Origin of the sequence: Prevotella sp. AM23-5, assembly GCF_003473645.1 — a bacterium.
Lineage (GTDB): Bacteria > Bacteroidota > Bacteroidia > Bacteroidales > Bacteroidaceae > Prevotella > Prevotella copri_A.
This window is the reverse complement of record NZ_QUCG01000001.1, coordinates 61,157-76,397: the sequence shown is the minus strand read 5'-3', so window position 1 is coordinate 76,397 and position 15,241 is coordinate 61,157. Positions and strand designations below refer to the sequence as shown.

The window sequence follows — 15,241 nt, the reverse complement described above, 5'->3', positions numbered from 1 at the left end:
TGTGTCACTTTTTCCTTTGTCTTCCCGCAAAAAAGCCGTACCTTTGAATGCAATAAATATAGTCAACAAATATTAAAACCTTAATATAGATCTATGAGTTATCTAAAATTCGAAAAGGCCCTGATGACCAACTTACAAGAGTCATTGCCGAAAGAGTTGTTAAGGACTAATCGTTCGGGCGCATATTCGTGCTCAACGATAGTGGACTGTAATATCCGTAAGTACCACGGACTTCTGGTTGTACCGGTTCCTGAACTGGACGACGACAATCATGTTCTCCTGAGTTCTCTGGATGTTACGGTGATTCAGCATGGTGCTGAATTCAATCTTGGTCTGCATAAGTACCAGGGCAACAACTTCAGTCCATTGGGCCACAAGTACATTCGTGAGTTTGATTGCGATAAGGTGCCTACTACACTTTATCGCGTGGGTGGTGTGATTCTCAAGAAAGAGGTAGTCTTCCAGCATTATGAAGATCGAATCCTGATCCGCTATACGCTGGTTGACGGTCATTCTGCCACAACACTTCGTTTCCGTCCTTTCTTGGCGTTCCGCAGCGTGCGTCAGTTTACCCATGAGAATGCAACCGCATCTCGTGACTACTCTGGTGTTGACAACGGAATTAAGACATGTATGTATGCTGGTTATCCAGACCTCTACATGCAGTTCTCAAAGAAGAACGAGTTTAAATTCTGTCCAGATTGGTATCGTGGTGTGGAATATCCTAAGGAGCAGGAGAGAGGTTATGCTTCTAATGAAGACCTCTATGTGCCAGGATATTTCGAGATGGATATCAAGAAAGGCGAGTCTATCGTCTTTGCTGCAGCTACATCTGAAATCAAGACTACCGGCTTGAAGAAACTCTTTGACAAAGAGGTGGATGAACGTGCACCTCGCGATAATTTCTTCCATTGCCTGGTGAATGCTGCACATCAGTTCCATCGCCGTGAAAAGAACGACGACCGCTACATTCAGGCTGGTTATCCATGGTTCAAGTGCCGTGCCCGTGATACATTCATTTCGCTCCCAGGTCTTACTCTCTCTATCGAGGAGAATGATTACTTCGAACTTGTGATGCAGACAGCCATGCGCGGATACTATGAGTTCATGGAGGGTAAGCCTCTTACCACTCATATTACTGAAATCGAGATGCCTGACGTGCCTCTTTGGGCTATCTGGGCTCTCCAGCAGTATGCCAAGGAGACCTCTAAGGAGGAGTGCTACAAGAAGTATGGTCAGTTTATCAAGGATGTCATCAATTTCATCAGAGACAACAAGCACCCTAACCTGGAGTTGATGGAGAACGGCTTGCTCTATACCAATGGTAAGGACAAGGCTGTGACCTGGATGAACTCTACGGCTAATGGCCGCCCTGTAGTGCCTCGTACCGGATATATCGTAGAGTTCAATGCTTTGTGGTATAACGCTTTGTGCTTCTGTGCAGCTTTGGCAGGAACTGCTGGCGAAGAGGATGCACAGCAGGAATTGCTGGCTCAGGCTGAGGTGACCAAGAAGTCGTTCGTTGATACATTCCTCAATGAGTATGGCTATCTCTACGACTATGTAGATGGCAATATGATGGATTGGAGTGTTCGACCAAATATGATCTTCCCAGTGGCATTCGATTATTCTCCATTGTCGCAAGACCAGAAGAAGAAGGTACTCGATATCTGTACCCGCGAACTCCTTACACCTAAGGGATTGCGCTCACTCTCACCTAAGAGTGGCGGTTACAACCCTATCTATGTAGGTCCTCAGACACAGCGCGACTATGCTTACCATCAGGGAACAGCATGGCCATGGCTGGGTGGTTTCTATATGGAGGCAAGCTTGAAACTCTACAAGCGTACCCGCTTGAGTTTCGTAGAGCGCCAGATGGTAGGTTATGACGATGAAATGTCTTATCACTGCCTTGGTACTATCAGTGAGCTCTTCGATGGCAACCCACCATTCTCAGGTCGAGGCGCCATATCTTTCGCCATGAACGTGGCAGAGATTCTCCGTGCGCTCGAATTACTAGAAAAGTATCAATATTAATATAAGGAGGACGCTATATGAAAGTATTAATGTTTGGATGGGAGTATCCTCCTCACGTATTTGGTGGCTTGGCTACTGCCAACTTTGGTATCACCCAGGGCTTGCATGCCCAGGGAGATGTCGATATTACATTGTGTCTGCCTCATCCTTTCGGTGATGAGGACCGCAGTGCATGTAAATTTGTGGCTATGAACAGTGTGCCTATCGCCTGGCGCGACGTCAATCATGACTATGTGCAGCAGCGTGTGGGCAACATCATGAATCCTGATGACTATTTCCGCTACCGTGACCACATCTATGCCGACTTTAACTATATGAACGTGAATGACCTCGGCTGTATGGATTTTGCCGGCGGTTATCCATCTAATCTCCACGACGAGATCAACAACTACAGCATCATCGCTGGCGTTGTAGCCCGTAGCGAAGAATTTGATATTATCCACGCCCACGACTGGTTGACATTCCCTGCTGGTATCCATGCCAAGCGAGTGAGTGGCAAGCCTTTGTGCATCCATGTACATGCTACCGACTTCGACCGTAGCCGTGGTAAGGTGAACCCTACCGTATATGCTATCGAGAAGGACGGTATGGATAATGCCGACTGCATCATGTGTGTATCTGAGTTGACCCGTCAGACCGTGATCAACCAGTATCACCAGGATCCACGCAAGTGTTTTGCCATGCACAATGCGGTGTATCCACTGAAGCAGGAGTGGCAGGACATCCCACGCCCAGACCGTAAGGGCAAGGAGAAGGTGGTAACCTTCCTGGGTCGTCTCACCATGCAGAAGGGGCCTGAGTATTTCGTAGAGGCAGCCAACATGGTATTGCATCGTACCCGCAACGTGCGTTTCTGCATGGCAGGTTCGGGCGATATGATGGATCAGATGATTTATCTGGCAGCCGAAAGAGGTATTGCCGACCGTTTCCACTTCCCTGGTTTCATGCGAGGAAAGCAGGTATATGAGTGCCTGAAGGATAGTGATGTATATGTAATGCCATCCGTGAGTGAGCCATTCGGTATCTCTCCTCTTGAGGCTATGCAGTGTGGTACACCTACTATCATCTCCAAGCAGAGTGGATGCGGTGAAATCCTCACCAACTGTATCAAGGTAGATTACTGGGATATCCATGCCCTTGCCGATGCTATCTACAGCATCTGCCACAACGAGAGTCTCTTCGATTATCTCTCAGAGGAAGGCAGAAAGGAAGTAGATCAGATTACTTGGGAGAAAGTGGGAGCCCGCATCAAAGATCTCTATCTCAAGACTTTGGGATGGAAGTAATGTTTAATGTTAAAGGGCTAATCATAAAGTTCAAAGTTCAAAATTTAAAGTTCAAAGTATGAAAACAATTTGTTTATATTTCGAGATACATCAGATTACCCATCTGAAACGCTACCGCTTCTTCGACATCGGTACTGATCATTATTACTATGATGATTATGAGAATGAGCGTAGCATCAACGACATCGCAGAGCGCTCTTACATGCCTGCACTCAATGCTATCCAGGAGATGATTGAGAAGAGCGGTCAGTATTTCAAGGTTGCCTTCTCGCTCTCTGGTGTGGGTATGGAGCAGTTGGAGCTTCACGCTCCTCAGGTTTTGGAGAAGTTGCAGGAATTGAACCAGACCGGTTGTGTAGAGTTCCTCGCAGAGCCTTATTCTCATGGTCTTTCTTCTCTCGTCAACGAGGAGACCTTCAAGTCAGAGGTGAAGCGCCAGTGTACAAAGATTGAAGAGTACTTTGGCAAGAAGCCTACCGTTCTCCGCAACTCTTCTCTCATCTACAGCGATGAGATTGGTGCTACTGTAGCTGATATGGACTTCGTGGGTATGCTTACCGAGGGTGCAAAGCACGTGTTGGGTTGGAAGTCACCACATTATGTATATCACTGTGCGATGAATCCAAAGCTCAAGCTCTTGCTTCGTGATGTACGTCTGAGCGATGATATCTCTTTGCGCTTCGCCAACAGCGACTGGGAGGGTTATCCACTCTTCGCAGATAACTATATGAACGATATTGCTTCATTCCCAGAGGAGGAACAGGTTATCAATATCTTCATGGAGTTGTCGGCTCTTGGTATTGCTCAGCCATTGTCAAGCAACATCCTTGAGTTTATGAAGGCTTTGCCAGAGTGCGCTAAGCAGCGTGGCATTACTTTCTCTACTCCTACAGAGATTTGCAAGAAGATCAAGTCTGTAGGCGAGATTAATGTACCTGATACATTGAGTTGGGTAGATGAGGAGCGTGACGTAAGTTCCTGGCTCGGTAACCCAATGCAGCGCGAGGCTTTCAACAAGCTTTATAGCGTAGCTGACCGTGTACGTATCGCCAATGATCCACGTATCAATCTGGACTGGGATTATCTCCAGGCAAGCAATAACTTCCGCTTCATGACCACCAAGCCTAGCAACGTAGGTCTTGACAGAGGTATTTACGCCAGCCCATTCGATGCATTCACCAACTATATGAACATTCTGGGTGACTTCATCAACCGAGTAAACGATCTCTATCCTGCTGATGTAGATAATGATCAGTTGGAGGGTCTTCTTACCACCATCACCAACCAGGATGAGGAAATTGAGATGAAGGACAAGGAGATTACCCGTCTCCAGGCTAAGATAGAGAAGATTGAGAAGGAGGTAGCAAAGCTTCGTGCAGCGAAGTCTGAGAAGCCAGCTGCCAAGAAGACTGCTGCCAAGAAGGCACCAGCCAAGAGAACTACAGCCAAGAAGACAGCAGAAAAGCCTGCTGAGGCTGCAGAAGAGAAGTAAGCTTAGAATTTAGATTACTCATAACTTTTAGTCTCCCTTGCGGCTCGTGTTGAGCAGTGAGGGGGACTTCTTATTTAGAAATACTCGTTACATCTTTTATAAGGATGCGCTCGCTGCGTACGAAGTTGATGAGCTGTGGACGGAGACCCTGTCCGAGTCTGTAGCCTTGTATGCGTAGATGCATGGTGAGTAGTGTACATACAGGAATGAGCAAAGACAATAGTAATGTCTTGAATAATCGGTTCATTGCTTGTTTCAGAGATTAATGAATAAAAATTTTGTTTGTTGTATTTGGTTACAAAGATACATAAAATATATATTTCCGATAGTTTTTTAGTTAAAAATTTGGCTGTTCTAACAAAAAAGTGTATCTTTGCGGTGAAATTTAACATTATTAATACTTCAAATAAAGATTCGCCTATCGATTTAGACATTTACTTAATGATAAAATAAGGATTAAGAAATGAGAAAACTCAATCAAATGACAGATGAAGAATTGGCCTTGGCTTACGTCGAGGGCGACAATAAGGCTTTTGACCTATTGTTGTCCCGCTGTGAGGTAAAGCTGTTTTCTTACATTCTCTTTGTCGTACATGATGAAGAGTTGGCGAACGATATATTTCAGGAAACTTTCGTGAAGGCGATAGTCAAACTTCAGAATGGGCAATATTTGCCTAATGGTAAGTTTGTCTCATGGCTTATGCGTATAGCTCACAATGTAATTGTCGATGGCTATCGTGATGCCAAAAATCTGCTTTTTACCGACCAGCATAACGATAATGATCTTTCTCGTCTGAAGGGAGATGCTGTGACGGATAGTTTTGTGGAGAAGGAAATCGTGCGCAACCAGGTGTTGAGCGATGTGAGACGGTTGGTGGATTTTCTGCCTCCTAACCAGCGGGAACTCATATATATGAGATTCTATCAGCAATTGACTTTCAAGGAGATTGCTGAATTGACGAATGTGAGTATCAATACGAGTCTGGGACGTATGCGTTATGCGCTTCATAACCTACGTCGTATGGCGAAGGACTATCACATCAGCTTGCAGCTTGACTAAACTTTCCGCTGTTTTATCAGCGGGAAGTTTAATCTTCTTGCTACTTCTATATCGTTGGTTCAGGGCGTATTGGGTAATTTCAACCATACAGGTCGAAATTCTTTAATCCTCTTCCTTTTTCAATTCTTTCAGATCGTGAATAGTTGCACAAGGATCTGAACTCTTGAAGACGTAGCTGCCACTCACCAGTACATCGGCTCCAGCCTGTACGAGTCGTGGGGCAGTTTCACCCTGTACACCACCATCTATCTCGATAAGTGCATGGCTGCCACTCTCCTTGATGAGCTTGCGTAGGCGATGTACCTTCTTGATGGTGTTTTCTATAAACTTCTGTCCGCCGAATCCTGGGTTCACGCTCATCAGCAGCACCATATCCACATCGCAGATGATATCTTCCAGGACATTTACAGGAGTAGAAGGATTGAGGGTTACGCCAGCCTTCATACCAGCTGCATGAATCTGCTGGATAGTACGGTGTAAGTGAGTGCATGCCTCGTAGTGCACATTCATCATCATGGCACCAATCTTGGCGGTTTGCTCTATGTATTGCTCTGGGTGTACAATCATGAAGTGTACGTCGAGAGGTTTGGTGCAAACTTTCGCCACGGCTTCCAATACAGGGAAACCGAAGGAGATGTTGGGCACGAATACACCATCCATAATGTCCATGTGGAGCCAGTCTGCTTCACTCTTATTGATCATTTCTACATCGCTCTTCAAGTCAATGAAATTGGCTGAGAGGAGAGAAGGGGAAACCATTGTCTTCATCTTTATTTCTTTACTTTGATTATATGTTGCAATCAGTTGATGAAATACGCCTTGCAAGATTCATTCTTCTTGAATGCGCGATAAGTGTAAGCCATCTGTTTGATGAAATAGATGGTCTTGGCAGATGGTCTCATCTCTTCGGAAGTAAATAAATGCTTCATAGGCATATTTTTTGTGAATTGATTAATACTATGCTGTTTCTGATTGGCATCGGTTATGGGAATGATTCCTCATCATGATGCTTATATATTCATAAACGATGACCTTGTGGTTTTATTATATCTGGTGCTTATATTTTTTTGTGAATAGTACTCCGATTACTTATATATAATAAGGTGTAAGGGGAAAAAGAAAGAGAAAAATAAGAAGGAAATAACTTTTTTCTGTTAAAATGATTATTTTTTAGATAAAAAGTTTGCTATTTCGTAGAAAAAGTGTAATTTTGCAATCGGTTAGTTGTAGTGACTATGCCAGTAACAAATTATAATTAAAAGAAACAAAATAAAAAATTAAAAATATGATGAACTCGTTTGTATCTACAGCATGGTGGTGGCGTAACTCAAGATCTAGAAAGTCGTGAGTCGAGTACCCGTGTGGATGCAAATCCAAATATACTAAGGGCCTGCCGTAACTTACGACAGGCCCTTTTTACATATCTGGGGAGTTTCGGAAAATGATTCTTACTTGAAAGAGTATTAACAAAATAAAAATATATAGGAGAACAGGATTATGGAAATGAAGAATATCTTGAACAGAATGTTGAACCACGAGGAGTTGACCCGTGAAGAGACCAAGAATATTATCCTGGGAATTACTCAGAGTGAGTTTCCCGAGGAACAGATTACAGCCCTGCTTACTGGTTTGCAGATGCGCGGTGTGACTGTAGATGAACTTCTCGGTTTCCGTGATGGTATTTTGGAGACTGGTGTTCCTGCCATTCTCAATTGTGACCGATATATCGATGTTGTAGGAACTGGTGGTGATCGCAAGAATACTTTCAATATCTCTACTACCTCTTGTTTCGTCATTGCTGGTGCAGGATATAAGGTGGCTAAACATGGTAACTTCGCTGCAACTTCGGTGAGTGGTGCTTCCAATGTTATCAAGAATCACGGAGTACAGTTTACTGATGATCTTGATAAACTCAACCGTTCTCTCGATGAGGCTGGAATCGTTTATCTTCACGCTCAGCTTTTCGCCAAGGCAATGAAGTTTGTGGGTCCTATCCGCAAGGCACTTCAGTTTCCTACCGTCTTCAATCTCCTGAGACCTTTGGTTAATCCTAGTCAGCCAAAATGCCAGTTGCTCGGTGTTGCCAACCTCGACCAGATGCGTCTCTATAATCAGGTTTACCAGAAAATCGGCATAGATTACGGAATCGTAAACAGTATTGATGGTTATGATGAAATTTCACTTACCAGTGATTTCAAGGTTACTACCAACAATTACGAGAGAATCTTCAAACCACAGGACCTGGGCTTCGAGATTGCCAAGCCTGAAGAGGTAAGAGGAGGAGCTACCGAGCAGGAGGCAAAGGATATTTTTGATGCAGTGCTCGAAAATCGTGCCCTGCCAGCGCAGAAGAATATCGTGCTCGCCAATGCAGCCTTCGGCATCCAGGTGATGGAGAAGGGAAAGAAGAGCATCGATGAATGCGTGGAGATTGCACGCGAAAGCATTGATTCTGGAAAGGCTCTTGCTACATTCAAGAAATTCGTGGAACTCAATAGTTAAGGAAAATGGATATTTTAGAAGAAATCATCGCTCACAAGAGAATCGAGATAGAACAGCGTAAACGCTTTATCCAACCCCGCCAGATGATTACCCTCACTGAGCAGAAGATGCAGGAGGATGAAGGATGTGTTCCGGGTGGAAGTATGAAGGAAGCGTTGATGAAGTCGGAGACTGGAATCATCGCAGAGTTCAAGCGTAAATCTCCTAGCAAAGGATGGATCAAGGAAGAGGGAAAGGCCAGTATCATTCCTCTAAGCTATCAGCAGAATGGGGCAACGGCGCTGAGTATCCTCACAGACATAGATTACTTTGGTGGCTATGATGAGTTTATCCAGGAGGCTCGCCATGTAGGTGTAACTCTACCTATATTATATAAGAACTTCGTGGTAGATGAATATCAGCTCTTGCAGGCTCGATATTGTGGAGCTTCGGCGGTGTTGTTGATTGCTGCCTGTCTTTCCAAGGAAGAATGCAAGAATCTGATGCGAATGGCTCATCAGCTGGGATTGGAGGTTCTTTTGGAAATGCATGGCGAACGTGATTTCGAATATGCAGAGTTGGAACCGGATATGTACGGAATCAATAACCGCAACCTCGGAACCTTTGTGACGGATGTGGAAAACAGTTTCCGACTGTCCGAAATGCTTCCGAAGGATGTATGCAGAGTGAGTGAGAGTGGAATCTCCCAGCCCCAGACTGTTCTTAGATTAAGAGAAGAAGGTGGATTCAGGGGGTTCCTGATGGGTGAGCAGTTTATGAAACAGGCTGACCCTGGAGAGGCGCTCGCTCAATTTATCAATCAATTAAAATCATAGGCAGATGTTAGTAAAGGTTTGTGGAATGTGTGAGCCTGAGAATATAGAAAAGGTGGCTCAGCTAGGGGTGGATATGATGGGATTCATCTTCTACCCCAAATCACCGAGATTCGCTTCTCAATCTGTGGATCGAACGGCTGCAGATAAGAATGTTTGCAGAGTGGGTGTCTTTGTCAATGAATCTGCTGGATTGATTTCTGATAAGATTCATCTGTTTGATTTGAATGCCGTGCAGTTGCATGGAAATGAGAGCCGCGAACTCTGTGAACTGCTTCATAAGCAGAATGGCTTGTTGAAAGTTATCAAGGCTATCAGCGTTTCCACAGCCGGGGATATCCAGAAATATAAGGAATACGTAGGCGCTGTTGATTATTTCCTTTTCGATACCAAGTGTAAAACGGTAGGTGGAAGTGGTCAGCAGTTTGATTGGCAGGTTTTGGAGAATTACGATGGCGATGTTCCATTCATCTTGAGTGGTGGAATAGGGCCGGAGGATGTAGAGAGAGTCAGGAACTTCCATCATCCAAAGTGTATCGGAATCGATCTGAATTCGAAATTCGAGTTGAAGCCGGGCTTAAAGGATGTGGAGAAGTTGAATACATTTCTTGAAAATATAGAAAACAAAGAAATTTAAAAAGAGTATTATGAATAAGATAAATGCATTGTTTGCAAACAATAAAGACCGCAAGCTTTTGAGCTTGTATTTCTGCGCAGGTTGCCCAACCCTCGAAGAAACGGGTGATGTGATTAAGGCGATGGAGCGCAAGGGAATAGATATGATAGAGGTAGGAATCCCGTTCAGTGATCCTCTGGCAGATGGACCTGTCATTCAAAGTGCTGGTACTAAGGCTTTGAAGAATGGAATGACCGTAAAGAAGCTCTTCGCTCAGTTGAAGGCCATCAAGAATGAAGTGCAGTTGCCACTTGTGCTGATGGGCTATCTGAATCCTATCATGCACTACGGAATTGAGAAATTCTTCCAGAGTTGTGTAGAGAGTGGTGTGAGTGGAACTATCATTCCTGATCTTCCATTTGATGATTATCTGAAAGTGGTAAAGCCTATTGCTGACAAATATGATATCCGCGTTATCATGATGATTACCCCAGAGACAAGTGAGGAGCGTATCCGATTCATCGACGAACATACTGACGGCTTTATCTATATGGTCAGCTCTGCCAGCATTACGGGCGCCCAGAGTAGCTTCGGCGATGCTAAGTTGGCTTATTTCAATCATATCAATGCTATGAATCTTCGTAATCCTCGTATGATTGGTTTCGGGATCAGCAACAAGCAGACTCTTACGAGTGCACAGGATAACGCAGCAGGTGCCATCATCGGTAGTAAGTTTGTGACATTGCTCAATGAAGTAGGCAATCCAGACCAGGCACTCGACCTGCTTTTCGAAGCATTGAAAAAATAATTCAACCTTTTAATTTTATAGGAAAGATGTATCAAGTTGACGATAAAGGATTTTTTGGAAAATTCGGAGGAGCTTATGTTCCTGAGATTTTATATAAGTGTGTAACTGAGCTTCAGGAGGCTTATAAGCCTATCATAGAGAGCGAGGAGTTCAAAAAAGAGTATTATGCGCTCCTGAAGGATTATGTTGGCCGTCCTTCACCTCTTTACTTTGCGAAGAGAATGAGCGAAAAGTATGGATGCCAACTCTATCTGAAGCGTGAGGATCTGAATCATACCGGTGCGCACAAGATTAACAATACCATCGGTCAGATCCTGATGGCAAAGAAGATGGGTAAAACCCGTATCATCGCAGAAACCGGTGCTGGTCAGCATGGTGTTGCAACTGCCACCGTCTGTGCCTTGATGGATATGAAGTGTGAAATCTTTATGGGTGCTACCGATGTGGAGCGCCAGCATACCAATGTGGAGCGTATGAAGATGCTGGGTGCCAAGGTGAATCCTGTCCGTACGGGCAATATGACTTTGAGTGATGCATGCTCAGAGGCTATCCGTGACTGGTGCTGTCATCCACAGGATACATTCTATATCGTAGGTTCTACGATGGGACCTCATCCTTATCCTGATATCGTAGCAAAGATGCAGAGCGTAATCAGTGAGGAGCTGAAATGGCAGTTGGAAGAGAAGATTGGCCGCGATTATCCTGATTACCTCATCGCTTGTGTTGGTGGCGGTAGCAATGCTGCAGGCACCATCTATCATTATATCGATGATGAACGGGTTCAGATCTATCTGGCTGAGGCTGCCGGTCATGGTATTGATACCAATTACACGGCTGCAACCATGCATTGTGGTACAGAGGGAATCATTCACGGTGCCCGTACGCTTGTGATGCAGACAGAGGATGGACAGATTGAGGAAGCCTTTACCATCAGTGCCGGTTTGGATTATCCGGGTATTGGACCTATGCATGCAGACTTGTCAACAAGAGGCAGAAGTCATGTACTTGCCATCAAGGATGATGAGGCTATCTATGCCGGTTATGAACTGACTCGTATGGAGGGTATCATACCTGCCATTGAAAGTGCACATGCTGTGGCTGCCTTGAAGAAAATGAAGTTCAAGAAGGACGACGTGGTTGTTTTGACCGTTTCTGGCCGTGGTGACAAGGATGTAGAAACCTATTTGAGCCATAAGGAAATGGCTGGAGAATATGGAAATTTCTAAGTCCTGAAAGAATATGATGTGGAATGATTTACTAGAAATGAGAAGTAATGGCTAAGTTTAATTATACGACAGTAACTCGCACGATTCTCGCCGACCTCTATACGCCTGTGGGAGTTTATATGCGATTGAGAGATATTTACCCCCAGTCGGCTCTGATGGAGAGTAGCGACTACCATGGTTCTGAGAATTCCCGTTCCTTCATAGGTGTACATCCATTGGCTAGCATTGCCGTGAGTCATGGAGAGATTATCAAGACTTATCCTGATGGCAGTGTTGAAAAACAGCAACTTCCAGCTTTTGGCGAAGGAAAGGGAGAAGATTGTAAGCTCGCCATTTCGAAAGCTTTCAATGAGTTCATCCAGAGTTTTCATGTAGAGGGAGAGGGGAAGATTTTCTGTGGACTTTATGGATTCACGACCTTTAATGCAGTACGCTACTTCGAGAATATCCCTGTAAAGGATACCACGATGGCAAAGAATGATGCGCCGGATATCTATTATATTATGTATAAGGACATCATCGTGTTCGATCATTTCAATAATACGATGCAACTTATCGCTTTGAGCGAACGATATGGCGAAGAGGAAACCGCTGATGATGATCAGGCTTTTGAGGCAAATAGGGCTATCGGCAATGCTGAGTTGGATGCATTGATGAAGGCGGTGAACAAGGCAAATGTGAAGCCTTATGATTTCCATCCGGTAGGCGAAACAACCTCTACTCTTACTGATGAGGAGCACAAGGCGAATATTCGCAAGTGTATCCAGCATTGTATGCGTGGCGATGTGTTCCAGATTGTGGTGAGCCGAAGATTTGTGCAGCGTTATGAAGGGGATGACTTCAAGCTCTACCGTGCCTTGCGCAGCATCAATCCATCACCTTATCTCTTCTATTTCGATTTTGGTGGCTTCCGTATCTTCGGTTCTTCACCTGAAACTCATAATCGTATTGTAGGAGAGAAGGCTTTCATTGATCCTATTGCAGGAACGACCCGACGAACGGGTGATATGGAACAGGATAGAAAGGCTGCAGAATTTCTCCGTAATGACCCGAAGGAGAATGCAGAACATGTCATGCTTGTGGATTTGGCACGAAATGATTTGAGCCGTAACTGCCACAATGTGAAGGTGGATTTTTATAAGGATATGCAGTTTTATAGTCACGTGATTCATCTGGTGAGCCGTGTGAGCGGAACATTGGATCAGAATGCTGACCATATTAAGGAATTCATTGATACTTTCCCTGCTGGTACCTTGAGTGGTGCGCCTAAGGTGAGAGCGATGCAGATTATCTCAGAATTGGAGCCTCACAATCGTGGTGCTTATGGTGGATGTATCGGATTCATAGGACTGAACGGCGATTTGAATCAGGCTATTGTAATTCGTACCTTTATCAGCCGTAATGGCGAACTCTGGTTCCAGGCTGGAAGTGGAGTTGTGGCGAAGAGTAACGACCAGTATGAGTTGGAAGAGTGTAATAATAAACTGGGAGCTTTGACTAAGGCAATTCATATTGCCGAGAAGCTTTAGGTAGTGAAAAATGAAGAACGAAGAGTGAAGAATTCATGTGCTTCAAGTAAACATTAAACTCTAAACATTAATAAGATGAAAATAGTAATCATAGATAACTATGACTCCTTTACTTATAATCTTGCCCATTTGGTAAAGGAGTTGGATGCTGAAGTGACGGTGTTCCGTAACGATCAGTTTCAGTTGTCGGAGCTTGACCGTTTCGACAAGATCATATTGAGCCCAGGACCAGGTATTCCTTCGGAGGCTGGACTTCTGATGGATGTGATCAGAAAATATGCAGGCAGAAAACCGATGCTGGGAGTTTGTCTAGGTCATCAGGCTATTGGTGAGGCTTTTGGTGCTAAACTAACCAATCTCTCTGAGGTTTATCATGGAGTAGCTACACCTTGTACTCAGTTTGGTAACGATCCTATTTTTGAAGGATTGCCTAAGCGTATCGAGATTGGCAGATATCATTCCTGGGTAGTAGATAAAAGTGGTTTTCCTGATTGCCTGGATATTACGGCTGTAAGTGATGATGGTCAGATTATGGGTCTCAAGCATAAGAATTATGATATTCGAGGCATTCAGTTTCATCCTGAAAGTGTGCTGACACCTGATGGAAAAAAGATGATTCAGAATTGGTTAGAGCTTTAGTCCTTTGGGGCTAAAGCTTTTTCATTGCATCTTGAATGTATGATATTGCGGTGATTGTTAAAAGAAAAGAGTTTGATGTCCTGAAGGACACCAAACTCTTTTTTACTTTTTTATATAATGAACTCTAATAAGAGAACATATAATCAAATATTATAAATCCCAAGCTACAGCACTTGCACCAAGTACAGCTGCAGAACTGCCATCAAGAGTAGAAACAAGGAACTTAGCCTTGCCCTTGTAAATCTTGAGCACGTTCTTGTCGTAAGCTTCCTTCAAAGGCTTCATCAAGAGGTCACCTGCCTTGGTGAGACCGCCGAAGAATACGAATGCCTCAGGAGCTGAGAATGCTGCGAAGTTAGCGCAAGCCTCACCCAGCATCTTACCTGTGAAATCGTAGATGCGCTTAGCCAGAGCATCACCCTTGCTGGCAGCAACGCTGACATCGTAAGAGGTAATCTTCTCTGGATCCATCTCGCGGAGCAAAGAAGGCTCATCGCTTGTCTCCAGGAACTCACGTGCGGTGCGAGCTACACCTGTAGCAGAGCAATATGTCTCCAAACAGCCTCTTCTACCGCAGCCGCAAACACGACCAGCCTCGCCTGGAACCATAATAACATGACCCAACTCACCTGCGAAACCATCGCTTCCATAGAGCATCTGACCATTGATGACAATACCAGAACCTACACCTGTACCGAGGGTAATATCAATGAAGTTCTTCATTCCACGAGCAGCACCATAGGTCATTTCTCCAAGTGCAGCTGCGTTGGCATCGTTAGTAAGAGCTACAGGAATACCGAGAGCTTTGCTGAACATATCAGCCAAAGGTACAACGCCATCGTGAGCCCAAGCCAAGTTTGGAGCAAACTCGATAGCACCCGTATAGAAGTTTCCATTAGGAGCACCAATACCCATTGCCTTGATCTTTTCGATACCGCCTACGGTCTCGATGATTGGCTGGAGTGCCTCTACAGATGCCTTTACATAGTCATCTACCTTATCATAACCACCAGTTTTGATAGCTGTTGTTGCCTTGATTTCGCCACGAGCATCAACGATTCCGAACACAGAATTAGTACCGCCGAGGTCTAAACCAATAACGTACGGTTTTAATGTATTTTCAGTCATGTTACTTTTTAAATTAGTTAGAATTGTTTATTTATGCTGCAAAGATAATGAATCCTTTTGAAAATATCAACTTTTTCTTGTATAAAAAAGTATAATTTTAGAAGTT

15 protein-coding genes are annotated in these 15,241 nt (G+C 44.3%); 11 read left to right on the top strand and 4 right to left on the bottom strand.

Going from position 1 to position 15,241, the window contains the following annotated elements:
* Positions 1-93 precede the first annotated feature (93 nt).
* The 3 genes from DW657_RS00320 to DW657_RS00310 are packed head-to-tail and all read left to right on the top strand — an operon-like array spanning position 94 to position 4,815.
* Complete coding sequence (locus DW657_RS00320; protein WP_118310976.1) at positions 94-2,037, top strand: glycogen debranching enzyme N-terminal domain-containing protein; 1,944 nt, start codon at positions 94-96, stop codon at positions 2,035-2,037.
* Between the two features lie 17 nt (positions 2,038-2,054).
* Positions 2,055-3,323 (top strand): glycosyltransferase family 4 protein, encoded by a 1,269-nt coding sequence (locus DW657_RS00315; RefSeq protein ID WP_118310975.1) that lies wholly within the window; start codon positions 2,055-2,057, stop codon positions 3,321-3,323.
* Positions 3,324-3,381: 58 nt separating this feature from the next.
* Positions 3,382-4,815, top strand: a complete 1,434-nt coding sequence (locus DW657_RS00310) for a glycoside hydrolase family 57 protein (RefSeq protein WP_118310974.1) — start codon at positions 3,382-3,384, stop codon at positions 4,813-4,815.
* 70 nt (positions 4,816-4,885) lie between these two features.
* Here DW657_RS00310 and DW657_RS17610 read toward each other — a convergent pair whose 3' ends face one another.
* The gene (locus DW657_RS17610) at positions 4,886-5,062 is read right to left on the bottom strand and encodes a hypothetical protein (protein ID WP_158573506.1); all 177 of its coding nucleotides are present in this window, start codon (positions 5,060-5,062) and stop codon (positions 4,886-4,888) included.
* 216 nt (positions 5,063-5,278) lie between these two features.
* On the opposite strand from DW657_RS17610, the gene DW657_RS00305 reads away from it, so the two are divergent.
* Complete coding sequence (locus DW657_RS00305) at positions 5,279-5,875, top strand: sigma-70 family RNA polymerase sigma factor (protein ID WP_089544251.1); 597 nt, start codon at positions 5,279-5,281, stop codon at positions 5,873-5,875.
* A gap of 102 nt (positions 5,876-5,977) precedes the next feature.
* Here the strand turns inward: DW657_RS00305 and rpe are convergent, their stop codons facing one another.
* Together rpe and DW657_RS18545 are read right to left on the bottom strand one after the other, a co-directional pair.
* A complete protein-coding gene (gene rpe, locus DW657_RS00300; RefSeq protein ID WP_118310973.1) occupies positions 5,978-6,643 on the bottom strand; it encodes a ribulose-phosphate 3-epimerase in 666 nt (221 codons plus the stop codon).
* Between the two features lie 32 nt (positions 6,644-6,675).
* Complete coding sequence (locus DW657_RS18545) at positions 6,676-6,804, bottom strand: hypothetical protein (RefSeq protein WP_254918927.1); 129 nt, start codon at positions 6,802-6,804, stop codon at positions 6,676-6,678.
* 568 nt (positions 6,805-7,372) lie between these two features.
* On the opposite strand from DW657_RS18545, the gene trpD reads away from it, so the two are divergent.
* The 7 genes from trpD (at position 7,373) to DW657_RS00265 (ending at position 14,007) form a co-directional block, all read left to right on the top strand.
* Positions 7,373-8,377 (top strand): anthranilate phosphoribosyltransferase, encoded by a 1,005-nt coding sequence (trpD, locus tag DW657_RS00295; protein ID WP_199658275.1) that lies wholly within the window; start codon positions 7,373-7,375, stop codon positions 8,375-8,377.
* A 5-nt stretch (positions 8,378-8,382) separates the two neighbouring features.
* Positions 8,383-9,192: an indole-3-glycerol phosphate synthase TrpC gene (gene trpC / locus DW657_RS00290; protein WP_118310972.1), complete on the top strand. Its 810-nt coding sequence runs from the start codon at positions 8,383-8,385 to the stop codon at positions 9,190-9,192.
* Positions 9,193-9,196: 4 nt separating this feature from the next.
* On the top strand, positions 9,197-9,826 hold the full coding sequence (locus DW657_RS00285; RefSeq protein ID WP_118310971.1) for a phosphoribosylanthranilate isomerase: 630 nt from the start codon (positions 9,197-9,199) through the stop codon (positions 9,824-9,826).
* Between the two features lie 10 nt (positions 9,827-9,836).
* Entirely contained in the window at positions 9,837-10,613 is a 777-nt protein-coding gene (gene trpA / locus DW657_RS00280; protein WP_118310970.1) for a tryptophan synthase subunit alpha, read from the top strand.
* A gap of 26 nt (positions 10,614-10,639) precedes the next feature.
* Positions 10,640-11,839, top strand: coding sequence for a tryptophan synthase subunit beta (gene trpB, locus DW657_RS00275; protein ID WP_118310969.1), 1,200 nt, complete (start codon positions 10,640-10,642; stop codon positions 11,837-11,839).
* A gap of 47 nt (positions 11,840-11,886) precedes the next feature.
* On the top strand, positions 11,887-13,368 hold the full coding sequence (locus tag DW657_RS00270; RefSeq protein WP_118310968.1) for an anthranilate synthase component I family protein: 1,482 nt from the start codon (positions 11,887-11,889) through the stop codon (positions 13,366-13,368).
* A 75-nt stretch (positions 13,369-13,443) separates the two neighbouring features.
* Positions 13,444-14,007, top strand: a complete 564-nt coding sequence (locus DW657_RS00265) for an aminodeoxychorismate/anthranilate synthase component II (protein ID WP_117662709.1) — start codon at positions 13,444-13,446, stop codon at positions 14,005-14,007.
* Positions 14,008-14,157: 150 nt separating this feature from the next.
* Here DW657_RS00265 and DW657_RS00260 read toward each other — a convergent pair whose 3' ends face one another.
* Positions 14,158-15,135, bottom strand: coding sequence for an ROK family protein (locus DW657_RS00260; RefSeq protein ID WP_089544243.1), 978 nt, complete (start codon positions 15,133-15,135; stop codon positions 14,158-14,160).
* Positions 15,136-15,241: the final 106 nt, after the last annotated feature.